Source organism: Desemzia sp. FAM 23989 (genome assembly GCF_045528345.1).
In the GTDB taxonomy this organism is placed as follows: domain Bacteria; phylum Bacillota; class Bacilli; order Lactobacillales; family Carnobacteriaceae; genus Desemzia.
In genome coordinates, this window is sequence record NZ_JBGQQT010000013.1 from 46,987 (window position 1) to 70,435 (window position 23,449).

Annotated in this window: 22 protein-coding genes, 1 rRNA gene and 1 other annotated feature; of the genes, 1 reads left to right on the forward strand and 22 read right to left on the reverse strand. The window is 38.9% G+C overall.

Annotation, left to right across the window (positions count from 1 at the left end; genetic code table 11):
- Window positions 1-21: 21 nt before the first annotated feature.
- From ACEN36_RS08635 to ACEN36_RS08680, 10 genes are all read right to left on the reverse strand, one after another.
- The gene (locus ACEN36_RS08635; RefSeq protein ID WP_407126381.1) at window positions 22-549 is read right to left on the reverse strand and encodes an NYN domain-containing protein; all 528 of its coding nucleotides are present in this window, start codon (window positions 547-549) and stop codon (window positions 22-24) included.
- 36 nt (window positions 550-585) lie between these two features.
- Window positions 586-1,443 carry a 23S rRNA (guanosine(2251)-2'-O)-methyltransferase RlmB gene (rlmB, locus tag ACEN36_RS08640; protein WP_407126382.1) on the reverse strand — a complete coding sequence of 286 codons (858 nt, stop codon included), beginning with the start codon at window positions 1,441-1,443 and terminating at the stop codon, window positions 586-588.
- Window positions 1,430-1,840 (reverse strand): Mini-ribonuclease 3, encoded by a 411-nt coding sequence (locus tag ACEN36_RS08645; RefSeq protein ID WP_407102446.1) that lies wholly within the window; start codon window positions 1,838-1,840, stop codon window positions 1,430-1,432. The genes rlmB and ACEN36_RS08645 overlap by 14 nt, the downstream gene beginning before the upstream one ends.
- A 1-nt stretch (window position 1,841) precedes the next feature.
- Window positions 1,842-3,248, reverse strand: coding sequence for a cysteine--tRNA ligase (gene cysS, locus ACEN36_RS08650; RefSeq protein ID WP_407102445.1), 1,407 nt, complete (start codon window positions 3,246-3,248; stop codon window positions 1,842-1,844).
- 43 nt (window positions 3,249-3,291) lie between these two features.
- On the reverse strand, window positions 3,292-3,822 hold the full coding sequence (epsC, locus tag ACEN36_RS08655) for a serine O-acetyltransferase EpsC (RefSeq protein ID WP_407096069.1): 531 nt from the start codon (window positions 3,820-3,822) through the stop codon (window positions 3,292-3,294).
- 247 nt (window positions 3,823-4,069) lie between these two features.
- Window positions 4,070-4,284 (reverse strand) — a binding site (T-box leader).
- Window positions 4,285-4,293: 9 nt separating this feature from the next.
- Complete coding sequence (gltX, locus tag ACEN36_RS08660) at window positions 4,294-5,766, reverse strand: glutamate--tRNA ligase (protein ID WP_407126383.1); 1,473 nt, start codon at window positions 5,764-5,766, stop codon at window positions 4,294-4,296.
- 151 nt (window positions 5,767-5,917) lie between these two features.
- On the reverse strand, window positions 5,918-6,625 hold the full coding sequence (gene ispD / locus ACEN36_RS08665; protein WP_407126385.1) for a 2-C-methyl-D-erythritol 4-phosphate cytidylyltransferase: 708 nt from the start codon (window positions 6,623-6,625) through the stop codon (window positions 5,918-5,920).
- 12 nt (window positions 6,626-6,637) lie between these two features.
- Entirely contained in the window at window positions 6,638-7,750 is a 1,113-nt protein-coding gene (locus ACEN36_RS08670) for a PIN/TRAM domain-containing protein (RefSeq protein ID WP_407096072.1), read from the reverse strand.
- Window positions 7,751-7,862: 112 nt separating this feature from the next.
- Complete coding sequence (gene radA, locus ACEN36_RS08675; RefSeq protein WP_407096073.1) at window positions 7,863-9,236, reverse strand: DNA repair protein RadA; 1,374 nt, start codon at window positions 9,234-9,236, stop codon at window positions 7,863-7,865.
- Between the two features lie 177 nt (window positions 9,237-9,413).
- Entirely contained in the window at window positions 9,414-9,944 is a 531-nt protein-coding gene (locus ACEN36_RS08680; RefSeq protein WP_407126386.1) for a dUTP diphosphatase, read from the reverse strand.
- A gap of 234 nt (window positions 9,945-10,178) precedes the next feature.
- On the opposite strand from ACEN36_RS08680, the gene ACEN36_RS08685 reads away from it, so the two are divergent.
- A complete protein-coding gene (locus ACEN36_RS08685; protein WP_407096075.1) occupies window positions 10,179-11,306 on the forward strand; it encodes an ABC transporter ATP-binding protein in 1,128 nt (375 codons plus the stop codon).
- 197 nt (window positions 11,307-11,503) lie between these two features.
- Here the strand turns inward: ACEN36_RS08685 and ACEN36_RS08690 are convergent, their stop codons facing one another.
- The 12 genes from ACEN36_RS08690 to rrf form a co-directional block, all read right to left on the reverse strand.
- Window positions 11,504-12,244 carry a polysaccharide deacetylase family protein gene (locus ACEN36_RS08690; protein WP_407126387.1) on the reverse strand — a complete coding sequence of 247 codons (741 nt, stop codon included), beginning with the start codon at window positions 12,242-12,244 and terminating at the stop codon, window positions 11,504-11,506.
- Window positions 12,245-12,302: 58 nt separating this feature from the next.
- The gene (gene menA / locus ACEN36_RS08695) at window positions 12,303-13,244 is read right to left on the reverse strand and encodes a 1,4-dihydroxy-2-naphthoate polyprenyltransferase (RefSeq protein ID WP_407126388.1); all 942 of its coding nucleotides are present in this window, start codon (window positions 13,242-13,244) and stop codon (window positions 12,303-12,305) included.
- A 46-nt stretch (window positions 13,245-13,290) separates the two neighbouring features.
- Window positions 13,291-14,358 (reverse strand): FAD:protein FMN transferase, encoded by a 1,068-nt coding sequence (locus tag ACEN36_RS08700; RefSeq protein ID WP_407096078.1) that lies wholly within the window; start codon window positions 14,356-14,358, stop codon window positions 13,291-13,293.
- Window positions 14,359-14,459: 101 nt separating this feature from the next.
- Entirely contained in the window at window positions 14,460-14,939 is a 480-nt protein-coding gene (locus tag ACEN36_RS08705) for an FMN-binding protein (protein WP_407096079.1), read from the reverse strand.
- A gap of 209 nt (window positions 14,940-15,148) precedes the next feature.
- A complete protein-coding gene (locus tag ACEN36_RS08710) occupies window positions 15,149-16,126 on the reverse strand; it encodes a polyprenyl synthetase family protein (RefSeq protein ID WP_407096080.1) in 978 nt (325 codons plus the stop codon).
- A gap of 32 nt (window positions 16,127-16,158) precedes the next feature.
- A complete protein-coding gene (locus tag ACEN36_RS08715; protein WP_407126389.1) occupies window positions 16,159-16,578 on the reverse strand; it encodes a NusG domain II-containing protein in 420 nt (139 codons plus the stop codon).
- 76 nt (window positions 16,579-16,654) lie between these two features.
- On the reverse strand, window positions 16,655-18,523 hold the full coding sequence (locus tag ACEN36_RS08720; RefSeq protein WP_407096082.1) for an FAD-dependent oxidoreductase: 1,869 nt from the start codon (window positions 18,521-18,523) through the stop codon (window positions 16,655-16,657).
- A 326-nt stretch (window positions 18,524-18,849) separates the two neighbouring features.
- The gene (locus ACEN36_RS08725; protein WP_407096083.1) at window positions 18,850-19,425 is read right to left on the reverse strand and encodes a Gx transporter family protein; all 576 of its coding nucleotides are present in this window, start codon (window positions 19,423-19,425) and stop codon (window positions 18,850-18,852) included.
- Between the two features lie 252 nt (window positions 19,426-19,677).
- Window positions 19,678-20,496, reverse strand: a complete 819-nt coding sequence (locus tag ACEN36_RS08730; RefSeq protein WP_407096084.1) for a TspO/MBR family protein — start codon at window positions 20,494-20,496, stop codon at window positions 19,678-19,680.
- Between the two features lie 145 nt (window positions 20,497-20,641).
- The gene (locus ACEN36_RS08735; protein WP_407126390.1) at window positions 20,642-22,375 is read right to left on the reverse strand and encodes an ABC transporter ATP-binding protein; all 1,734 of its coding nucleotides are present in this window, start codon (window positions 22,373-22,375) and stop codon (window positions 20,642-20,644) included.
- 229 nt (window positions 22,376-22,604) lie between these two features.
- Window positions 22,605-23,144, reverse strand: coding sequence for a methylated-DNA--[protein]-cysteine S-methyltransferase (locus ACEN36_RS08740; protein WP_407126391.1), 540 nt, complete (start codon window positions 23,142-23,144; stop codon window positions 22,605-22,607).
- Window positions 23,145-23,323: 179 nt separating this feature from the next.
- A 5S ribosomal RNA gene (gene rrf / locus ACEN36_RS08745) occupies window positions 23,324-23,439 on the reverse strand.
- Window positions 23,440-23,449: the final 10 nt, after the last annotated feature.

The window sequence follows — 23,449 nt, forward strand, 5'->3', positions numbered from 1 at the left end:
TTTTTTGGGATTCTCAAAATCCTACTTTTTCTCTGCTAAATGATCTCGATATTTCTCTAACGTATCTAATTGATGGTGGTTCCATGGTGAATTTCGGCGGTAACTTTGACTATGTAAGGTTTTTGCATCATTTTCGATGGATTTTTTTGAGTGCTGCAAATCTTTGTACAGCTCGTTGGCAGATTTACGCAACGCACCTTTTTGAAAAATGATCCATTGTTCGGCTAGATCACTGGTCGCTACGGTGACTTGTGTAATGAGCAAATTTTCTTCACCAACTACCCGTTCAATGTAACTGTCAGCGGTTTCACCTTCCTTAGTAAATATAACACTTAGTTGATATTTTGCATAGCTTTTTTGGATTCCGGGAACAAATTGGGCATCGAAAACTATGCGTACTTCGATGTCCTCATATTTTGCATAATTGGATAGTTCATGTAGCAATAAATCTCTGGCTTCTTCCATCTCATCTTGGTTTTTCAATTTTTCCAACATTGGCCAAGCGCCTATCATATTGTATCCATCTACGATCAGAACTTCTTTCTTCATAGCCTCGACCTCCCTTCTTTTCCCTTTTAGTTTGTTTTACAGTTTATTGCGTCCTCGGTAAACTTCGTACATCAATAAACCAGCTGCGACACTTGCGTTTAAACTTTGCACATGACCAGTCATAGGAATGGTAATAGTCCCATCCATTTGTTCTTTCACGAGCCTTGAGACACCTTTGCCTTCATTTCCAATAACAAGTCCCACTGGCAATGTTGCATCCCATTTGCGGTAGTCTTGGCCTTCCATATCTGTGCCATAGAACCAAATACCGCGTTCTTTCAAGTCTTTGATGGTTTGTACCAGATTGGTCACACGAACGACTGGAACGTGCTCAATGGCGCCTGTTGAAGCTTTAGCAACGGTTGCCGTCAGTCCAACTGCACGGCGTTTAGGAATAATAATTCCGTGAGCTCCGCTGGCATCTGCCGTACGCATGATTGATCCCAAATTATGCGGATCTTCCACACCATCCAATAAAATAAAGAACGGGTCTTCATTCTTTATAGCCGCTGCTTCAAATAAATCATCAATCGTTGAGTAAGCAAAAGCTGCTGTTCCAACCACAACACCTTGATGGTTTTGTCCATCTACTAGTAAATCTAGTTTTGATTTTGGCACGATCGAAATTTGTACTTTGCGTTTTTTAGCTAGTCCATGGATTTCTTCCATTTTAGCGCCAGAAAGACCTTCTTGTAAAAAGACTTTATTGATATCTCGTTCTGATTTCAATACTTCGATCGCTGGGATTCTTCCCATGACAAAATCGCGATCCTCTTCATTCTCTACCGCTTCTACGGAATCAATTTGTTGCGGACGTTTGTGCTGAGGACGACGGTTAGTCGTTTTTTTTCTATCTCGATCTCTATTTGACGATCGTTTATCATTTCTTGGCATCGTTTGTCTCCTCCACCTTCTGGATACACCAGTTGATCAATTCTTCCATCCGTTCTTTTTCGCCTGACAAATGCAAGTACCCCATCAACGCTTCAAAACCTGTAGAAATACGGTAAGTTGTAATGTCTGCATTTTTAGCTGATGTATGGCTCTTGGCATTTCTGCCTCGCTTGAACATCGTTGTTTCTTCTTCAGAAAGTAATTCTGCCGACATCATCTCATGCATCAAAAAAGCTTGTGCTTTGGCGGACACGAAATGCGTCGCCATGCGATGCAATTGGTTGGGTCTCGTTTGCCCTTGATTCACTAAATAATCTCTGATATACGTTTCGTAAATGGCATCACCCACATAAGCTAATGCTAACCCGTTCAATAATGCCCAATTTTTTTCAGTCATGTTATCCTCTTCTCCATCTAGTACCTTGTGGTGTATCGTCTAAAATAATGCCTTCTGCTTTCAATAAATCACGAATCTCATCGCTTCGTTGGAAGTTTTTAGCCGCGCGAGCCTCATTGCGCTCGACGATCAATTGTTCCACTTTTTCATCCAACAATGTTTCTTCTTCAAAGGCAATTCCGAAGATCAGCATCAATTCACTCATCAATTTCTGCATCGCTTCTAGGACAGTTTTAGACACTTCTGCTTGTTCACTATAAATATTCATCGTTTTAGACAAATCGTAAACGACGGTTATCCCATTAGCGGCATTAAAGTCGTCATCCATCTCGCGGATAAACGTTTGCTTGAATTCATCCAATTGAGCGATTTGTTCAGCATCTGTTGCTACTGATTCTACAGCATCTTTCAAACGATAACCAACATTTTCGTAAGCATGACGCAATTTAGCTAAATTATTTTTCGCTTCATCAATCGTTGCCATACTATAACTGATTGGACGTCGATATTGAGTAGTAGCCATGAAAAAGCGCAAAATCTGCGGATCGACTTGTTTGACGATATCGTGTACCAACACAAAATTCCCAAGCGATTTGCTCATTTTCTCGTTATCCATCGTCACAAAACCATTGTGCATCCAATAGTTGGCAAATGGGTGCCCTGTTTTGGCTTCGCTTTGAGCGATTTCGTTTTCGTGATGCGGAAAAGCCAAGTCTTGACCGCCTGCATGGATATCGATCGTATCTCCAAGGTATTTAGTAGCCATGACCGAGCATTCAATATGCCAGCCTGGACGACCCTTTCCCCAAGGAGAGTCCCAATTGATTTCTTCCGCTTTGGCAGCCTTCCATAAAGCAAAATCTAACGGATCCTCTTTTTTGGTATTTTCTTCGTCATTTAGACGATTGCTTGCACCCACTTCTAAATCATCAATCGACATATCACTAAGTTTGCCATACTCTTTAAATTTACGCGTACGGAAATAGACATCACCGCTTGCTTCGTAGGCATACTCTTTTTCGACCAACGCGTTGATAAATTCAATGATATCAGGCATATTATCCATAACTCGAGGATTGCTTGTAGCTTTTTCAACGCCTAGAGCAGCGGTGTCTTCGTAATAAGCATCAATAAATCTCTGAGCAACTGCGGGAGCAGTGATGTTCATTTCCTGAGCTGTACGAATGATTTTATCGTCTACATCGGTAAAATTAGAAACAAAATTGACATCATACCCGCGATATTCCAAATACCTGCGAACCGTATCAAAAGCTACAGTACTGCGCGCGTTTCCAATATGGATGTAATTGTATACCGTAGGACCGCAAACATACATTTTTACTTTGCCTTCTTCTAAAGGGACAAATGCTTCTTTTTGGCGAGTCAGCGTGTTATAGATTTTTAGCATGGATTACCACTTCCTTTTTAGGTGAGATTTTAATTCGTTTAGTTTAGTGTGCTACTCGTTGACCATTCAATTTGACGACTTTTGCAGGTATCCCTACAGCTGTAGCATTACTTGGGATGTCTTCCAGCACCACTGCTGAAGCGCCGATTTTAGAGTTATCTCCTATAGTGATCGGTCCTAAAACCTGAGTATGTGCGGATATTAAGACATTATTCCCAATCGTAGGGTGCCGTTTTCCTCTTTCTTTTCCGGTTCCGCCTAAAGTTACCCCATGAAACAGCACCACATCGTCTCCAATGATGGCCGTTTCTCCAATAACCAGTCCCATCCCATGATCAATAAACAATCTTTTTCCAATGACGGCTCCTGGATGAATCTCGATTCCTGTAAAAAATCTAGAAATAGTCGCGATTATTTTCCCCACCAAATACCATTGGTGCCGATAGAAAAAATACGCTGCTCGATGCCACAATATCGCATGAAACCCCGGATAAGTCAAGAATATCTCCAGCGTACTGCGGACTGAGGGATCATTCTGTTTTATCGTTTGAACCGTTTCACTTATAGTACGCATATTGGCCACCTTTTTTTCTTTTTTATGATTTATTTTTGGGGAAATTTATTAAACTAGATTTTTTCTATCGGAGCTAAACGGGCCACTTCGCATCAGTCTAGGCGAGTTGCGGTCGCTAGACACTCGAGAAAAAGATAAATGCAATTGAGGATAAAGGGCATCCTCTATTGCATTTCCTATTTTCTTGTCGCGTCTACCAAGCGTCCTCCACATCCTGATATAAAAATAGCGTCTTTTTTGCTTTCACAAAAAAGACGCTTTGGCGTGGTTCCACTTTTTTTCATTAGTCGCTCAAAAAGCCACTAATCTCGGACAGGGTAACGGGTGTTAGCCGGTAGGTGTCTACTTGATTCGACACCACAACTCCAAGAGGCACTTCACTGAATTCGCGTCATCTGCTTCCACCCATACAGACTCTCTGAAGGCGCTTATTCAGTTACTCTTTCTTATCATTGTCTTTAATGTATAGTTTTACGCTAATGTATTTAGAACTTCTTCTAAATGTTTCTTCGTTTTATCGCGTCCTAATAATTCAATCGTTTCGTTTAATTGCGGACCGTGCATTTGTCCGGTCACAGCGATGCGGATCGGCATAAATAAGTTTTTCCCTTTAATGCCGGTTTCTTTTTGAACGGTTTTGATTCCTTTTTTAACATTATCCGCATCAAATGGCTCAATTTCACTCAATACTTTGTCAAATGCTGCTAAGACTTCTGGAACTGTTTCGCCAGCTAAGATTTCACGCGCTTCGTTTCCTAAAGTTGGCGCTTCAGTAAAGAACAATTCAGATAATTCAACAATTTCTGCTCCATAACTCATTTGCTCATGATACAAGCTGACAAGGTTTTTCACCCATTGTTCTTGTTCTTCAGATAAGTTTTCTTCGATACGTCCAGCTTTTACCAAGTGCGGTTTTGCTAATTCCGTAACAGTATCCAAGTCTACATCTTTCATGTAGTGATTGTTGATCCATTCCAGTTTTTTCGCATCAAATGCGGCAGGCGATTTACTTAAGCGTGCTGAGTCAAAGATCTTAATCAGTGTTTCTTGATCAAAGATTTCATCTTCTCCAACAGGTGACCAGCCTAGTAAAGCAATAAAGTTGAACATCGCTTGCGGCAAGTAGCCTAATTCGCGGTATTGTTCGATAAATTGAAGAATACTTTCATCACGTTTGCTCAGTTTTTTACCTGTTTCACTGTTGATGATCAACGTCATGTGACCAAAAGTCGGTGCTTCCCAGTCAAACGCTTCATAAATCATCATTTGTTTTGGAGTGTTGGCAATATGGTCGTCTCCACGTAAAATGTGCGTGATTTTCATGTAATGGTCATCTACGGCTACTGCAAAGTTGTACGTTGGGAAACCGTCACGTTTACGGATAACAAAGTCTCCTCCAACACTTTCTGCTTCAAAAGAGATGTGTCCTTTTACTAAATCATCAAATGCATATGTGTTTTCTTTTGGTACACGGAAGCGAATAACCGGTACGATACCTTCTGCTTCTTTAGCTTTTTGTTCAGCTGCAGATAAGTTTGCACATTTGCCGCCATAGTGAGGCATTTCGCCGCGAGCGCGTTGTGCTTCGCGTTCTTCTTCTAACTCTTCTTCTGTACAGTAACACTTGTAAGCACGGTTGCTCATCAATAATTGGTCAATTAACGGATCGTAAATCTCTTTACGTTCCGATTGACGATATGGACCATATTTGCCAGGTTTTTCTGGACTTTCATCCCATTCGATACCCAACCATTTTAAATTTTCCAGTTGGCTTTCTTCGCCGCCTTCGATGTTTCGTTTTTGGTCTGTATCTTCAATACGAATAATAAATTTTCCATCATGATGACGGGCAAATAAGTAATTAAATAAAGCCGTACGAGCATTCCCAATGTGTAAATGTCCTGTTGGGCTTGGTGCGTAACGTACACGAACTTTTTTTGTCATAATGTATGTCCTCTTTTCTAAAAATAGAATGCCTTCAATTTAAATTAAAACCTTGTTGTCTTATCCACTTAAAGTTACCACGCAAATGTGACTTTGACAATTGTTAACTCTAAGATACTCGCTATCTAGATTGATTTTTCTGTTGCAGGAGTTAGTTGGATAACTGATGATGCAAAATAGCTTCGCCTGTTACCCAATCTTCTGGAGTAGTCATTTTTATATTGTAATAGTTTCCCGGTACGATCTTGATCTGTGAAAAAATCCGTTCCACAACAGACGCGTCATCTGTTCCGAAAAAGTTGTCGCTAGTTGCTTTTTCGTGAGCCTCCAACACTAGAGAACTGCGAAAAGCTTGCGGCGTTTGAGCTTGCCAAACACTTTCTCGTAAAATCGTTTTTTCAATGATCCCATTTGAAACCTGTTTGATTGTATCCTTTGGAGGGACAGCTAAAATAGCTCCTCCTGTTTGCTGCATACCTTCATTTAACTGATCGATAAAATCCTGCTCAAGAAAGGGACGGGCAGCTTCATGAATCATCACATACCCGTTTTCAGGATCTTTTAAACACTGTAAGCCATTGTATGAACTATATTGTCGTTCAGAACCGCCGATAACCAGCGAGATAGGTTTATCTGTATTCGGAAATTCTGCTTCAATCAATTCTTCCAGCATCTCAACTTCATCTGGGTTGACCGTCACAATGATGTGAACGCAACAAGGATCTTTTAAAAATGTTTCCAAAGCACGTTCAATCAACGGTTTTCCCATCAAAGACAACCAGACTTTATTTCGATCCTTCTTCATGCGTTTGCCTTGGCCAGCTGCTAATAAAATCAGCTCATAAGTTGTTTTTGCCAAATCCAATCGCTCCTATTCTTTATCGTTCAGTTTCTTTTGTGTATTAGCCGGTTTTGCAAAAATCATTCGACCAGCAGCCGTTTGAAGTGCACTTGTCACCACTACTTCAATCGTTTTGTTCATGTAGTGTTGTCCTTCTTCTACAACGACCATTGTGCCATCATCTAAATAAGCGACTCCTTGCGTCCGCTCTGTACCAGCTTTGACCATCGTCACTACCATACTTTCACCTGGGATAACGACTGGTTTTACTGCGTTAGCCAGTTCATTGATGTTTAAAACAGGAACATTCTGGAATTCACATACTTTATTCAAATTGTAATCATTGGTCACTACTACTCCATCCAATAATTTAGCCAGCTTCACCAGCTTAGCATCGACTTCTTCGATTTCTTTAAAATCTCCATCGTAATTTTCTACTTTTAAGCCTTCTTCTTTTTGTAACGCATTTAAGATGTCCAACCCTCTTCTTCCACGTACGCGTTTCAAGCTATCGGAAGAGTCAGCAATGTGCTGCAATTCATGCAATACAAAGTTTGGAATCAAAATCGTTCCTTCTAGAAAACCTGTCATGACAATATCATACACTCGTCCATCTATGATCACGCTTGTGTCTAAGATCTTGTATTTGCGGAAATTGTCGTCTGCATTACGCTCTAAAACTTGGTTCTCGGATTCCTCAGTCTCTGGTTTGGGTTTCGTTTGGAATAACGTGCGGATTTCTTGGCGACGTGTAGTCCCTACTCGAAAACCGAGGTAAGCCAAAAATATCGTCACTAATAAAGGCACTACATTGCTTAATAACGGCAATCCAAAAGTACTTAGCGGGATCGTAATAAGCCATGCCAACAGCAATCCTATAATTGTTCCGATACTGCCAGCAATCAAATACGATAAGCTTAACTGACTAATAAATTCTTCTGCTTTTCCAATAGCTCGTTCAACATATTTCACGGAAGGTAAAGATAAAAGATAAAAAATAAGTGCACCAATCAAAATATTCGTGAATACATTGTTGACTAAATTACTGTTGACGCCAATAATTTCCCAAAATAATGGCAAGAATGTTGCTCCGATACTTCCACCAATCAAGACAAAAACAAGCGAAATAATTTTTTTCTTCAAATATGTTCCTCCTTTATAAAAGCTGTACTATATTAATTAGTTTATCATCATTGAGGAGCTTTACACTTGCTGTGCAAAGCTGCCTGAATGACTATTGGACGTTCCTTAAAATTTATCCTTTGATCCCTTTTTTGACGGCTTCACTAATGGTCGCGACACCGATGACTTCAATGTCTTTCGGAAAAGTCCAGCCTCCGATATTATTCTTAGGAATAAAAATGCGTTCAAATCCTAATTTAGCCGCTTCTTTAACGCGTTGTTCAATTTGACTGACACGTCTGATCTCGCCAGTCAAGCCGATTTCCCCTATAAAGCAATCCGTAGCTCGTGTACCTTTTTCTTGGTAGCTGGAAGCGATACTGATCGCTATGGCTAAGTCGACAGACGGTTCGTCTAATCTTACGCCACCCGCTGCTTTCAAATAAGCATCTTGATTTTGCAGCAATAAATTCGCTCTTTTTTCCAATACTGCCATAATCAATGAGACTCGATTATGGTCTAACCCGCTGGCAGTTCTTCTGGCATTCCCAAACGCAGTAGGAGTCAATAAAGCTTGGATTTCTACAAGTATCGGACGTGTTCCTTCCATAGCTGCCACTACGGACGACCCATTTGCTCCCGCCAGACGTTCTTCTAAAAACATTTCTGAAGGATTTAATACTTCTTTTAATCCATCTTCCCGCATTTCGAAAATACCTATTTCATTAGTAGAGCCAAACCGGTTTTTTACAGCTCGTAAAATTCTAAAAGATTGGTGACGGTCTCCTTCAAAATACAGCACTGTATCCACCATGTGTTCTAACATACGCGGTCCAGCAATTGCCCCTTCCTTGGTCACATGACCAACAATAAAGATAGCAATATTATTTGTTTTAGCGATTTTCATTAATTCCGCTGTGTTTTCACGTACTTGCGAAACACTCCCAGCAGCACTCGTGATATCTGGTTGATTCATCGTCTGGATCGAATCAATGATTACATATTCTGGTTTGATCTCTTCAATGGTCTGCCGAATAGCGCTCATATCGGTTTCTGGGTAAATATAGAATTTCCCTCCGTCAACGCCTAAGCGAGTTGCCCGCAATTTGATTTGCGTCGCACTCTCTTCTCCAGTCACATAAAGGACTTTTCCGCCTGTCATATTGAGTTGAGCTGAAACTTGCAACAGTAAAGTAGATTTACCAATACCAGGGTCTCCCCCGATCAACACTAAAGAACCCGGAACAACTCCACCGCCCAACACACGATTCAATTCGCCTAATTGCGTTTTGACCCGCGTTTCGGTAGAAACCGTGACATCTTTGACGAGTTGCGCCTTAGCCGTTGCACCGGTCATACTAACGCGACTGCGGCGATCTGTTTTGTCTACTTCCAATTCTTCCATCATTTCATTCCAACTGCCACAATTTGGACAACGTCCCATCCACTTAGGAGATTCATAACCACAAGATTGACAGACAAATTTAGTCGATTTCTTTTTGGCCAAAAGCTGAACCTCTCTTTCTTTTTGATGTTTTATGACTATTCTTATTTTACCACATCTTAAGCCTTCTGGGGCTTCTAGAATGCACAATAAGTTTAAATAACCGTTAAGTTTATTGTCTCTTGTTAAATAATGATACGCAAGAAACTGAAAAATAAGTTTTTGTGCACTTTTGAACCGTTATTTTCCTGAAGACCCAAAACCGCCAGTGCGAAGAATGCCGCTATTTGTATCTTTGTCTGCCTTCAAATAAGGCATAAAGATTCCTTGACCGATACGGTCTCCTTTTTTGATGACGTAATCTGTCAGTCCGTAGTTGATAAATTGAAAATAAATGTGCCCTTCATTTTTTTCATTCCCATAATAATCAGCGTCCACGATTCCTACCCCATTTGGCATAGACAATTGGTTTTTGATCGGGTTGCTGGAACGATTGGCTAATTGCAAGTACTCATCTTCCTGCATATACGCTTTGACCCCTGTTGGAACCAGTGTCGATGCTAGATATTCTTTATTGGCTTCAGGTAAACCAGAAGTTTCATTTTGCTGTAAAGCTTGATTTTTTAATAACACATTCCAAATAGTGGGCACTACAATATCTTCTGCTGCTTGAAAGTCATAGCCTGCTGCTTGCTGTGTAGCTCTCTCTGGCAATGTGATCTCTTTTCCTTCGTAACTTGATACAATTTCAAAACCTCTTACTTTGTTCATTTGTCAGTCCCTTTCTTTATAAAAAAAGCTTTTGTTTTGCGGTTTTCATTTTACTAGTTTAGCATAAGAAAAAGAACTCTTGGAGAAAATTGTTTAGAATCAGCAATTTTTCTGCTCTGAGCAATCTGCACAAATAAATCTTTTGATTTTTGTGCAGTTCAACATTTTAAAAAGATAGCGTTTACAATATACTGGTACTATCAACTAAACAATTACTCAAAGGGGACGAATCATATGGTAGAATTAGCTTTAAAACAAATTCATAAACGTTACGACAATAATGATACTTATTCTGTAACAGATTTTAATTTAGATATTAAAGACCGCGAGTTTATTGTGTTTGTTGGCCCATCAGGTTGTGGGAAATCCACAACTTTACGGATGGTTGCTGGATTAGAAGAAATCACTGAAGGCGAATTATGGATCGGCGACACGTTGATGAACGATGTAGCTCCAAAAGACCGGGATATCGCAATGGTTTTCCAAAATTACGCCCTATATCCTCACATGACTGTATACGATAACATGGCCTTTGGATTGAAATTACGCAAATACAAAAAAGAAGAAATCAAACGCCGTGTAGAAGAAGCCGCTGATATCCTAGGCTTAACAGAATACTTGAAACGTAAACCAGCAGCTCTTTCTGGTGGACAACGCCAACGTGTAGCTTTAGGACGTGCAATCGTTCGTGACGCAAAAGTCTTCTTAATGGATGAGCCTTTATCCAACTTAGATGCGAAATTGCGTGTAGCAATGCGTGCAGAGATTGCTAAATTGCACCGCCGCTTAGAAACAACAACTATTTACGTAACCCATGACCAAACGGAAGCGATGACAATGGCAGATCGTATCGTTATCATGAAAGACGGATTCATCCAACAAATCGGTTCTCCAAAAGAAGTTTACGATACACCAAATAACGTTTTTGTTGCCGGATTTATCGGTTCTCCAGCCATGAACTTATTTGAAGTAACATTGGAAGACAATACGATTTCTAATGGAACAGATTTACAAATCGAAGTTCCAGCCGGCAAGTTGAGTTTGTTAAAAGAACGTGGTTATGATGGCAAAAAACTGATTTTCGGTATTCGTCCTGAAGACATCCACAGCGAACAAATCGCTATCGATTCTTCTCCAAATACTGTCGTTAATTCTGAAGTTGTAGTATCAGAACTATTGGGTGCTGAAACTATGCTGTATTCAAAAGTCGGCAATACAGAATTCATAGCTAAAGTAGATGCACGCGACTTCCACAATCCTGGCGAAATGATTGAATTAGCTTTCGACATGAACAAAGGACACTTCTTTGATATCGAAACACAAGAAGTTATTCGCAGAGAGCCAGTAACCATTAAAGCATAACACCAACCCAAGCCCTTTTCTCCCCTTTTACTTAAAAAGTAGAAGGGGTTTTTGTTGTTCCAAAAGACAGTACCCCAGTCGACAGTCGTGTGATTAAGGGTGAACTAAATAAAGTTCCTTATACAGACCGATACTCCAATAAATCACAAAACAACAGCCTGAAAAGTTCCGACACAGGACTTTTCAGGCCATTGTTTTTATGAAACGATTGCTTTAAATTCTTCTAATGAGATACCCAGCGGAACCACATCACGGTGCAACTCTAACGGCGGCGTATCTTGCGTATTTTTACCTGACTTGCAAGTAAATGCCAAGTTCATCCCTATTGCTGTTAAGCGTAAAAGATCTCGTTCATTGTAGATTCCAAAAGGATAGGCAAAAACATCAGGCTCTTCTACATAAGTTCCACATGTCGCCAAATCTGCTTTCAATGCTTCGTCAGTAACCGTTTGGATTGCGGAGCTGCCGTCCGCAAATCGTTGATGCAGCAGAGTAGTGTGATTGGCTGTTGTCACTAGACCTTTCATAGCTTCCAGCTCCTCCTTGCTCATAGACACAGAACGACTAGCCAGAAATGGTTCTTCCTGCTCGCTCAACCAACCTAACACTACAAATGAAACAACAGGAAAATCCAATTTTTTCAAGATCGGATAAGCGTACTTTTTAAACGATTGATAAGTATCATCCGCTGTCAGTAAAACCGATTTTTCCCGAATCTCTGCTCCGTTCAAATAAGCCCGAACTTCTTCTAACGTCAAGACATGATACTGCTCCGCTTTTAAGTAGTTCATTTGCGCTTCAAAGTCTTCTACATAGGTAAAGAGTTCACGCGGCAGTGCATCATCATAATCTTGCGTCACTTTGATCGGAGACGGTCCTTGTTCAGTAATTTCTTCTCGTTTACGGAATTCATGGTAACATAATGTGCTAAAACCCATTTCTACTAGCCTTCTTCCAGAATATTTTAGTTTTTAAATCAACTGCCGCCCTGTTTCATCATTGAAAAATAATGGCTAAACTGTATAGAATAATTTGCATCCCGTGGTAAACAATTAGATTTTTTATGGCTAAGCCAAATGTAGTGGCTTTATCTTGCTTATTGGTAAAAACATGAATATTTTTTTGAACAATAGGGAAAATGATCCAGATACCTAACATAAAAACAGAGTTGACTCCTAGTAAAACGGCTAATGTGCTGGCAGCAAAAGCCCCATAGTACAACCAACGGTATAAACGCACAGCAATTGGTTTGCCAATATAAAAAGTTAATGTATAGCGATGGTTGGTAATGTCTGTCTCGTAATCGCAAATGTTATTGGACAACATAATGTTGGCAATCGTAAACACTAACGGCAGAGAAGCTAAAAAGATGGCTGCTACATTTTGGATGCTTCCTGTCAGCGCGAAATTAGGCCATTCTATTGTCAAGGCTGTGATAAAGGTAGAAGGAACATTGATAAAAACGGCAATAAAGAAAATACCAAATCCCATTGTCAAACCAGACATCACTTCACCTAAAGGCATTCTAGAGATCGGGAATGGTCCAAAAGTATATAATATTCCTACCGCAAAACAAATAGCACCTATGACCAGCAGCAAAAGGTTCGTTCGATAAACCAATAACAGACCAATGACAGCAGAAAAAGTTACCATTGCCACAATCAAATAGGTTACTTGCTTCATTGACAACCCAGCTTTTCCTAAAATATTTTCCTGGTCTTTGTAGTCCATGTTTTTTGCTTTGACATAGTCCATCGTATTGTTGATTGCAGTAGTGGCCATATCAAAAACCACCATTGCAAGAAAAAACAGCAAGGTGTTTACTCCATTCAGCTCCGAGAAATAATACAAAGAAAATAAAACACCTAATGTAAAAGGAAATAAACTAGCTAATTTGGTTTTTATCTCAACCAATTCTAAAAAAACAGGTACACTCATTCATACACTTCCTTTAAAGGTTTTTTTGATGCACTCCAGCTTAAACTTATTTATTCACCCAAGTGTATTCCTCATTAGTCAATTCAAAGTTATCCATCAACCCATCTGACGTATAAATTTCTTTTTCTTTGGTAATAAAAACAGCTTCTATATCATCTCGATTGTTCACGTATTCCAATCCATCTTCTAACCCTAATCCAAATACAACTGTTGAAAGAGCATCCCCATCAACAGAACGATTGGAAATAATCGACACGCCAGCAATTTCATTATCAAAAGGGTAACCAGTCTCAGGATTCATCAAATGATGATAAATTTCCCCATCCACTTCAAGATAACGTTCATAGATTCCAGAAGTAACGATTGACCGATCTTTTTGCTTGGTCTTTCCAACGGTTTCTCCTCGTTCAGATAAAGGATCTTGTATCCCGATATTCCAAGCTTCTCCTTCTCTGGTAGGCGAACCTCCCATAACGACTACATTTCCACCTAAATCGATAATAGCCGTGGTGACCCCTGATTCTTCGAATAATACCTTGATCTCATCTGCAATATAGCCTTTAGCAATCGCTCCTAAATCTAAAGCCATTCCTGATTGGGTTAAAAAGATGGTTTGATTTTCTGCATCTAACTCAACTTTGCTGTAATCCACTAGCGGCAATGCTGCATCGATTTCAGCTTGCTCCGGTTTTCTAGCATCATCAAAGCCGATTCTCCATAAATCTGTTATAGGTCCTACAGTATAATCAAATCCGCCATTAGAAACTTCACTGTATTTTGCAGCAGTTTCGATTAAAGGATACACATCATCTGAAAGTTTGACAGCTTCGTCTCCCGCAGCTTCGTTGACTTTGTCGATTTCTGAGCCAGGTTCATTAACAGTTACCTTATCCGCTAATTTCTCGACTCGGGCAAAAGCATTTTCCAGAACTTCCTCTTTCCCTTCATCATACACACGCAATGTTACATAAGTACCCATTAGAAATTCTGTTTGTTCATAGGGCGTGGTGAGCAAGGCTTGCTCTTCTTTCGAGCCGCAGCCGGCCAGTAAAAGAAAAAAAGCTCCCATCATTAGTCCACTTAAGATTTTTTTATGTTGATATATTTTTTTCATTTTATTTCTCCTAACTTCTCGTAATTCATACAAAAACAGGCAGGAACAAAATACATTGCCCCTACCTGTTATTATAAATCAATTAATGAGAATAGAAACTATTAATTATCGATTTCAATGGTATCCGTATTGCCTTCTTCAGCAGCGTCTACTAATTGTTGCGCATACTCTTTGAAAGATTCTGATGAGTGTGTAGCTCCAGTTACTACTTCAACTGCTGCTGGATCTTGAGTTTCAACTAATTGTTCATTTAATTGCGGGAAGTACTCTACTGGACCGACGCCGGAAACTTCTGACATTCTTTCTTGATAAGCTTCGTCTTCAGATTTTTTATCGCCAGCTTCATTTACGTTCTCATAATTTGATTCAGTAATTTCTCCGCCTTTTACAGTAATAGAGAAGTCTGTTTTCCAGCCATTTTCATCCAAGTTTTTCTCTACTAAAGTATATGTTCCATCTTGTAATCCGCCTTCTGAAGCTGCTGATTCAGATGACTCTGTTGCTTCTTCAGAACTGCCGCATGCAGCTAATACCAAAGCTGAAGCTAAAGTTAACGTTGATACTGAGAATAATTTTTTCATTTTATACCCACCCTTTTTTAGTATATGCACTTCTATTTGTGTAAGTATTCACAAATATTTCTTTTCTTTATTACGTACTTATAGTAGCATTGACAGCAAAACAAATCAATCTATTTCACACAATTTAATAATTTTTTCATTAACTATCTGAAAAATTTATGAACATTTCACTTTTAAAAAAAGAAACCTTATTTTATAAGGTTTCTTTTTTACATATCACGAGACAACATTTGCTCAGTAATGGTCAATAGAGTGCTTTTTATTGAATTTTCAGGCAGTCGTTTGATTCGTTTTAACGCTTTTTTAGTATATTTATTGGCTAATTCTTTCGCGCGTTCTTCACCTTTATACAACTGCACCAACTTGTATACTTCTTTGATCTCTTCTTCTGTGATCTGATCTTTTTTTAAAATATAAGGCTCGAATACTTCCCGATTTTCTTGCATGGCAAATAAAAGAGGAGCGGTATAAATACCATTTTTCAAATCGCTCATCATCGGTTTCCCTGCAATCACAGTATCTTGCGTGTAATCCAGTACATCATCAATAATTTGAAAAGCCATACCTATATTATTGCCGATTTGATAAGCTGAATTGGCCATTTTTTCTGAGCCCTTTTCATAGGCCCCAGCATAACAACTCAGCGCAAACAATTGTGCTGTCTTGCCTTGTATTTGTTTCAAATAATTGCGCATAGTCATATTAGAATTGTACTTCATATTCATTTGGTTCAGTTCGCCAACCAAGATGCTTTCCATGCCGTTTTTATCTAATTGCAGCGCCGAAGCATCCGCTGCATAATCTGTGAGCAGACGAAAACAGACAGTAAATAAGTAATCGCCGGTGTATACTGCTACTCGATTGTCATATTGCGTATTAATCGTCTCTTGCCCGCGACGCAAATCAGATTCATCAATGACGTCATCGTGCACCAAAGTTGCTAAATGCAGCACTTCAACAGCAGCTGCAATCGCTCGAGCTTTTTCCTGATCCGTTTCGCTTTTATACTGTGAAAACATTAAGCTAAACGCAGGACGTAATGTTTTACCGCCGGAAGAAAGCAATTGAACGATTTTTTGTTGCACATCTTTATTTTTAATAGTGATGTTTTGTTCGATTAAAGAAATACATGCTTTTAATTCAGTTTGTATCGAAGGATAGTCTTTCCACATTGGGTGAATCTTCATACCAGTTCTCCTCTATTTTTAAAGTGCTTATTTCAGGAAATAATGTCCAGCTCATTTTCAATTTCAACATCAGACTGACTGGGTTCTATTTCAACTAATAAATGATTCGGCAAACAAACAATCGTCTCGCCAAATGTATTTATTGCGCCTTTTCGAACACATAATTGATCATTACAACTTGCATCTGACATATAAATTTTCAATCCATCACGAATCACGGTGTTTTTATGCCCATGGTCATCTGTATAGACATATTCTTCGGTCTGGCCATCATCCGTTAAAATAAACTCTTTAACGATTTTTCCGTCTGCGCTGATCACTGCTTTCAATTCAGCATCTCCAGTCTGAGCTTGCACATACGTAAAAAAAACCAGCGGAAGGAAAGACGCCACCATCAAAGCTAATACAATCATAATATCCCACCGACGAACCATCTTTAGCTGCTTTTTCATTTATCTTCACCTCTGTTGAACGTTTTACAAAAATAAAAGGATGGGACTTTTTGTCCCATCCCCTTTTTAACACATTTTACTTGTTAATACCAGTTTCATAGATGGATTTAATATCTCCATACCACCACTTACTCAACTTGTTTTGAATCCATGGTATCACGTAATAGTCTAATCCAAATGCTCTACCAGATCCGTTCATCAATGAGATCGCGACTGGGATGAACCAAACGTTTGCCCAGTAGAACATACCTGAAAGTGAGAATGAAACGACTAAAGCAATAGTAGCGGCATTTGCCAACCATGTAAACAGTCCTGCAATAATCGCTAATCCGATCAATAACTCAACGATTGTCATGAACTTTTGGAAGAATAAAGCGACATCTGTATTAGGAATCATGAATTCCATGATAGAGTTGAACCAGCCTGGAGCTTTGCTGAATACCATCATTGGTTCTTCACCATACACATAGCTTAAACCAAATACCGGTTTAGCGACTACTTCTTCAACTACTTGAGAAGCACCTGTGGTTGGTTCTTGCAGCCATTCAAATGGCAAGACGATTTCTTTGCCAAACCAAGATGTTGTCCCGAATAAACCAAATGTCTTTTTGATCCCTTCCCAAGTCCACATACTTCCGTAGAAAACACGCAATGGTACTGACCATAAAATGTTTCCTAATCGTGATAAGTGTCCGCGGAAAATATTGCGTTTGTCTTTAATAAAGAAGAATTCGTGTCTGATATATTGAACAAAGTAGAAAGCAGATCCGATAGTCAAGAAGTACAATAAGTTCACCATATGTTTTACAAACATTGCCAGGAAGCCGCTTAAATGGATTTTATCCATTAAGTAAGCTACACCGTAACGAGAACCGATAGAAACCATAAATCCTTGGTAATTACCTTTGTGTTCTACTTTTTCTTTGCCTTCCATTGCAGCGATGATGTTTGCAGCCGCCGTGTGACCTGTTTGTTCTGCACTTTGAACGATTTGTGGAACTGGTGTGTTGTCTTTTTCTGGTTCTTCGTAGTACACAAGGTCTCCAGCTAAATAGACATCTTTTACGCCCTTAGCTTCCATGTATTTGTTCGCTACCAAACGCCCCGCACGAGCCGTTTCAATGCCATATTCAGCAGCATCTGAATTAGCTTTAACTCCTGCAGTCCACACTAATGTATGAGTTGGGATCACAGTACCGTCCGTCAATTCAATTGAATCTTTAGCAACATTTGCTACCCCATTGCCTTTGATGATTTGAATCCCTTTTTTCGACATGTATTTTTCAGCCTTAGTTTGTTCTTTTTCAGTAACGACTCCAAGAATTTTCGGAGCAGCTTCTACTAAGTATAAGCTAAATTCGTCAGGATCTAATTTATTGTCTTTAGCTAAACGTTCTCCCCATTCCATCAATTCTCCGACCATTTCAACACCAGTGAACCCAGCTCCACTGACAACAGCCGTCAACATTGCTTTTCTTTTTTGAACGTCATGTTCATTTGATGCAGCTTCTACTGTATCTTTGATGTGACGACGGATCGCATTCGCATCTTCCCATGACCATAATGTGAATCCATTTTCTTCAACACCAGGTACGTTAAACGTATTAGGCTCTCCACCCATAGCTAAAATCAAATAATCATAGTTAAAGACAGTTTTTACTGTTTTAACCGTTTTTGCATCATGGTCTACATGAAGTACTTCATCTGTTACGATATCTACATTTTTTTGGCGAGCGAACAAACGTTGCAGATCATATTGGATTGCATCGGGTTCTACACGGCCCGCAGCGACTTCATGTAACTCAGTCATGTAAGTTTGATAAGAGTGTTTGTCAATTAAAGTGATAACCACATCTTTATCTTTTTTAAAATGTTTTGATAATTTTTTCGTAGCAGCCACACCAGCATAACCAGCACCAACTACAACAATATTTTTTGTTGCCATTCGAAAAACTCCTTATCCTATGTTCATTTATAAAAAATTGTTATTCTTTGAGCAAACAAATGTATTATAACTTTACTTACTATTTATTATTACGAATTTATTATAGTTTATTTCTCTTGTTATGTCTACACTGAACAAGCAAAAATATTGATTTTAATTGATTTGTTCTTATTTCCGTCAATTGTAAATGCTTTTTAGCTCGCTAGTTCACATAACGTTGTTTATCAAGTTAGAAATAATACATGACACTCATTCTCTAGCTCTTTTTATACAAAAAGCCTCTTAAAAATCCATTTAGTTGATTTTTAAGAGGCTTTCATGCTGTTTTATTCTTTCTCTGAAGAAGCTTCGTACCATGCTCGTGTTAAACGATTATGTTTGGCTTCTTCATTCTGTATTTTTTTTATGGTAGCTACGTGTTCCATTAAGTAATTAGCGGCTATCCCCACAGCTATTCCAGCAAATATTCCTGAAAAAGACAATATTGGAAGATACAGCATCACGCTAAAGGATTGAGCAATCGTACTAGCCACTACTAATTGACCAACATTATGCAAAATTCCGCCTGCCGCACTTACGCCAATAAGACTGACCCTTTTCGGCCCCAACATTCGAATGACTAACATACCGAAGTAACTTAAAAAGGCCCCAGCAAAGCTGTACAAAAATGTAGACAGCGTACCACCTAACAATGTAGTCACTAACAGCCGCATCCATACTACTTTAAAGCTGTCTTTGTACGATAAAGTAAATAATGCCAGTATTGTGATCATGTTAGATAAACCTAATTTAGCTCCTGGTGCAAATGCAAAAGGAAACGGAATAGATCGTTCAACTAACGAAATGACTACCCCCTGAGCAGCTAATAGAGCGATATACATTAACCTTGTGTTTTTAGTCATATATCCTGATCCTTACTTTTAGATTCGTAACACAAGTTTACCACACTTCTACATGAAAAAGAATTTAAGAAAAAGGCTGTTCCTTGTCTAGTTTCTTTAATATCCTTTTATAAAAGCATATTTTGAAAGGTTCTATTCTTTTTCAAGGACTGCGCCTATGAACAACTTGTAAAAAGCCATAACCTGACTACTAGATAAAAGAAAATGACCCCATGTTAGAGTAAAAACCTAACTTTTAGAGGCCATTTCTCGTTAATAAAAACTTTTTGCTCTTTTTTTACGTGTATACAATAAATAGCCGCACGTAATCAATACAACAGCCATTGCTCCAATGACGGTGGCAATAATCAACGGATAGTCACCCGAAAAACCTGTTTCAGATAGATGTTTATAGGCAATCCCAAAGTACGCCCACAAAATAGTTAACCCATAAGCGATATCTTTGTTGCTGATCATAGTTGCTAATGCAATGACCAATCCTACTATCAAAATAATGATCGTCCAAGTTTGATCTGTCAGCCCCCATCCATTCCAATCTATGTCTACCAGTAATATCGTTACATTAGCTATCGACGCTACCGTTATCCATCCAAAATAAATACTGAACGGAAGTCGAATAAAAAGCTTATCTTTTTTCGATAACAGATTAGCAGACTGAGTCAAATGGTTGATCAAAATCAGACAAATGAGCAAAGAAAAAATCAAGAGGGTTGAAAGTCCGATAAAATCATAATGCCACGTTAGAATCCAAGCAATATTGACCACTGAAGAAAGGATAAAGTAACGATTTATTTTCTTTACAGAGTCTAACTTTATTGCACTACTCGTTTTTCGAAATCCAATTAATTGATAAATAGCGTATATCCCTAACAAAAGATAGATGACACCCCAAATTGAGAAGGTCAATCCAGCAGGAGCAAATAAGTTAGGATAGGAATCTGAAACTTCCCCCGTAGTTATTCCATTGATGGGTAGAATATTAGCCAGTGCATTCACACCTACCATTGCCGCATAAAACAGAATGACTAAATAATTAATGAAAGATCTCGAATGTTTATTATTTTGTATCAATGCATTTCCTCTTTTCTTTAATTTTTTTCATTCTATTCTGTCATCATATAATACTCTTTATCAAAAAACCAAAAAAACGATTACTTATCTAACGAAAAAAAGGCAACATAAACAGGCATAAAGTCCCATTCATACTGCCTTTTAGTTAGGATAATTGCTGTTCAGCAAACTCTCTGTATAAAGAATGACTAGCTTTTAATTCTTCATGAGTCCCACTCCCCGTAATTTCTCCGTGCTCAATAAAAATAATTTTATCTGCATTGACGATCGTGGCTAGACGGTGAGCAATCACAAACGTCGTTCTTCCTTTCATCAAGCGACTTAAAGCTTGCTGAACTACTTGTTCCGATTGACTATCTAAACTGGCAGTAGCTTCATCCATTAATAAGATCTTAGGATCACGTAAGAAGGCACGAGCAATGTTGATACGCTGTCTTTGACCTCCAGACAACATAACTCCTCGTTCACCAACAGAAGTGTCTAGACCCTGCTTGAATTCCCTAATAAACTGGTCTGCATAAGCCAACTTAGCTACTTCCCATAGACGATCATCCGAAATCGATTCTGCGTTTTTCAACCCATATGTCAGGTTCTCACGAATAGTCCCTGCCATCATAGCACTCTCTTGCGATACATAACCAATCTGATTTCTCCATGAAGCTAATGAGAACTGCTGAATTGGGATATCTCCAACCTTTATTTCACCAGAATCAGGCTCATAATACCTCTCCAACAAACTAAAGATAGTCGTCTTACCACCACCGCTCGGACCAGAAAATGCAATCATTTCACCTGGTTTCGCTACTAAAGAAACTTCTTTTAAAACCGGTTCATCTTTTTGGTAGCTGAACGACACTTGGTGAAGGCTCAATAGTTTATCCGTTATATTTTCCGCTATTCCTTCTTGGCCAGATTCATCCGCCATTTCTAAAATTGCCACGATACGTTCTGTAGCACCAATTGTTTTATTGAGTTGCGTAAAAAATGTAGCGAAAGATGTAACCGGGTAAATGATTTGGAACAAATAAAGCAAAAAAACTACTAATGAACCAGTCGATAAGGTGCCATTAGCCACTCGTATCCCACCATAGGCAAAAATCAGTACCACTACAGCCATAATGATCAAATACATTAAAGGACCAATAACAGAAGTAACTTTCGATTCTTTTAGTCCAGTCTTGAACAATCGCTGAATACCCGCTTTTCCCTTTTCTTCTTCTGTCATTTCCGCTGTTGAAGACTTCATCAAACGATTTTCACTAAACGTTTGTTGGATATCTCCAGAAAACTGAGCCGTTTCCGCCTGAAGTTCGCGGGAAATCTTTCCCATCTTCTTTCCTAAAGGAATCATCACCAGTAAGACTATCGGCACTGAGATCAGCATCACTAGAGTCATTTTCCAATCCATAAAAAGTAAAATAGTGACAGCTCCAACAATAGAAATAATCCCCGTCACAAATTGCGGAAAATAATACGTGATCAAATCTCTAACAATCCCCGTATCATTCACTACTCTGCTGACAGAGTCTCCACTAGGAGTAGTATCAAAATAGCTAACAGGTAGTCGGATCATCTTCAACCATAATCGTTCTCTCAAACGAGCCACCATTTGCTGCCCAGCTCTTGCTAGTAAATAAGCAGATCCTCCGTCAATCACAGCTTGCAATAGAAAAGCTGCAACAATAGCAGCAATTATAGGTATTTGAATAGTTTCTAAAGTAAATTCATCTACAATATTACCAGCTAATAGAGGAATCGCTAAACCAACCATAGTTGTGACTATGCTTCCGATTAACCCAAGACTCAAAACTCCTTTTGAGATTTTAGTAGACCATAACAAACGAATGAATGTTTTAATGCCGTTCTGTTTATTTTCCATATCGAGTTTATCCTCCTGCTTCTGTTTAATCGCATTTATCATAACAGGATTTAATCCTTTTCACTATTAGAACGTTCACCAGAATAAAAAGGGGCTGGGAAATAACTAGCTGAATTAGAAAACACCGTCAAATCTAGGAAGAATAATCCTTGACTTGACGGTGTTTTTAATTACTCAGATTTACAAATTATTACTAAAAAGTGACTTTTTTCCCAGCCCCTTCAGACAATTAGGAAGGAATATTCAATTGAGGTACAGTACATTTCTCGAGTTCCAATAACTCTTTTTTCATCTCTAAGCCGCCTCGGTAGCCAGTAAGTTTACCGTTTTTTCCAATTACACGATGACAAGGTACCACTATTGCAACAGGATTCTTCCCTATTGCTCCGCTTACAGCACGGATGGCTTTAGGATTTCCAACAGCATCCGCAATATCCGAATAAGTACGTGTTTCTCCATAAGGTGTGTTTAATAATTCGCGCCATACCGTTTCTTGGAAATTAGTTCCTTTAATATCTAGCGGCACATCAAATTCTTTTCTTGTCCCTTGAAAGTATTCTTCCAACAACATTTGGTATTCTTGCATAAACTTGTTATTTTCTTCCAGTAAAGTACCTGCACGATACATTTCGATCCACACTACTAGTTCAATAAGACCAGCATTTTTTGATCCTACAAAAGCTAAACCTTTGGTGGTCGCTGCAATTAAATATTCATTATCATCAAAAACAAAAGCACAATAATACATTTTTTGTGTGTTTTCTTCCATAAACATTTCACTCCCTTTGATACTCACATGGAGCTCATGATAATTAGATCACTATTTTTGTATCTTCCTTTTATTATACAAGTATTGATAAAGTATAGAAAGTTAAATAAAGAAAAGTAACATCACTGTAACTTAAATATGTACAAAAAAAGCACCATCCGAAGATGATGCTTTCGATTGCGCGGCAACGTCCTAGTCTCACAAGGGGAAACCCCTCACTACCTTCGGCGCTAAGAAGCTTAACTACTGTGTTCGGCATGGGAACAGGTGTGACCTTCTTGCCATCGTCACCACACATATGTGTG

Excerpts from the sequence above, each read along its gene's own strand:
- ACEN36_RS08725 (WP_407096083.1), bottom strand. The coding sequence starts at position 19,425 with ATGACTAAAAACACAAGGTTAATGTATATCGCTCTATTAGCTGCTCAG.
- gltX (WP_407126383.1), bottom strand. The coding sequence starts at position 5,766 with ATGACAAAAAAAGTTCGTGTACGTTACGCACCAAGCCCAACAGGACAT.
- ACEN36_RS08700 (WP_407096078.1), bottom strand. The coding sequence starts at position 14,358 with ATGAAAAAAATATATCAACATAAAAAAATCTTAAGTGGACTAATGATG.
- ACEN36_RS08740 (WP_407126391.1), bottom strand. The coding sequence starts at position 23,144 with ATGGAAGAAAACACACAAAAAATGTATTATTGTGCTTTTGTTTTTGAT.
- ACEN36_RS08710 (WP_407096080.1), bottom strand. The coding sequence starts at position 16,126 with ATGAAGATTCACCCAATGTGGAAAGACTATCCTTCGATACAAACTGAA.
- rlmB (WP_407126382.1), bottom strand. The coding sequence starts at position 1,443 with ATGCCAAGAAATGATAAACGATCGTCAAATAGAGATCGAGATAGAAAA.
- ACEN36_RS08720 (WP_407096082.1), bottom strand. The coding sequence starts at position 18,523 with ATGGCAACAAAAAATATTGTTGTAGTTGGTGCTGGTTATGCTGGTGTG.
- ACEN36_RS08735 (WP_407126390.1), bottom strand. The coding sequence starts at position 22,375 with ATGGAAAATAAACAGAACGGCATTAAAACATTCATTCGTTTGTTATGG.
- ACEN36_RS08685 (WP_407096075.1), top strand. The coding sequence starts at position 10,179 with ATGGTAGAATTAGCTTTAAAACAAATTCATAAACGTTACGACAATAAT.
- ACEN36_RS08715 (WP_407126389.1), bottom strand. The coding sequence starts at position 16,578 with ATGAAAAAGCAGCTAAAGATGGTTCGTCGGTGGGATATTATGATTGTA.
- ACEN36_RS08680 (WP_407126386.1), bottom strand. The coding sequence starts at position 9,944 with ATGAACAAAGTAAGAGGTTTTGAAATTGTATCAAGTTACGAAGGAAAA.
- menA (WP_407126388.1), bottom strand. The coding sequence starts at position 13,244 with ATGAGTGTACCTGTTTTTTTAGAATTGGTTGAGATAAAAACCAAATTA.
- ACEN36_RS08635 (WP_407126381.1), bottom strand. The coding sequence starts at position 549 with ATGAAGAAAGAAGTTCTGATCGTAGATGGATACAATATGATAGGCGCT.
- ACEN36_RS08690 (WP_407126387.1), bottom strand. The coding sequence starts at position 12,244 with ATGGGTTTTAGCACATTATGTTACCATGAATTCCGTAAACGAGAAGAA.
- ACEN36_RS08705 (WP_407096079.1), bottom strand. The coding sequence starts at position 14,939 with ATGAAAAAATTATTCTCAGTATCAACGTTAACTTTAGCTTCAGCTTTG.
- cysS (WP_407102445.1), bottom strand. The coding sequence starts at position 3,248 with ATGCTAAAAATCTATAACACGCTGACTCGCCAAAAAGAAGCATTTGTC.
- ACEN36_RS08645 (WP_407102446.1), bottom strand. The coding sequence starts at position 1,840 with ATGACTGAAAAAAATTGGGCATTATTGAACGGGTTAGCATTAGCTTAT.
- epsC (WP_407096069.1), bottom strand. The coding sequence starts at position 3,822 with ATGCGTACTATAAGTGAAACGGTTCAAACGATAAAACAGAATGATCCC.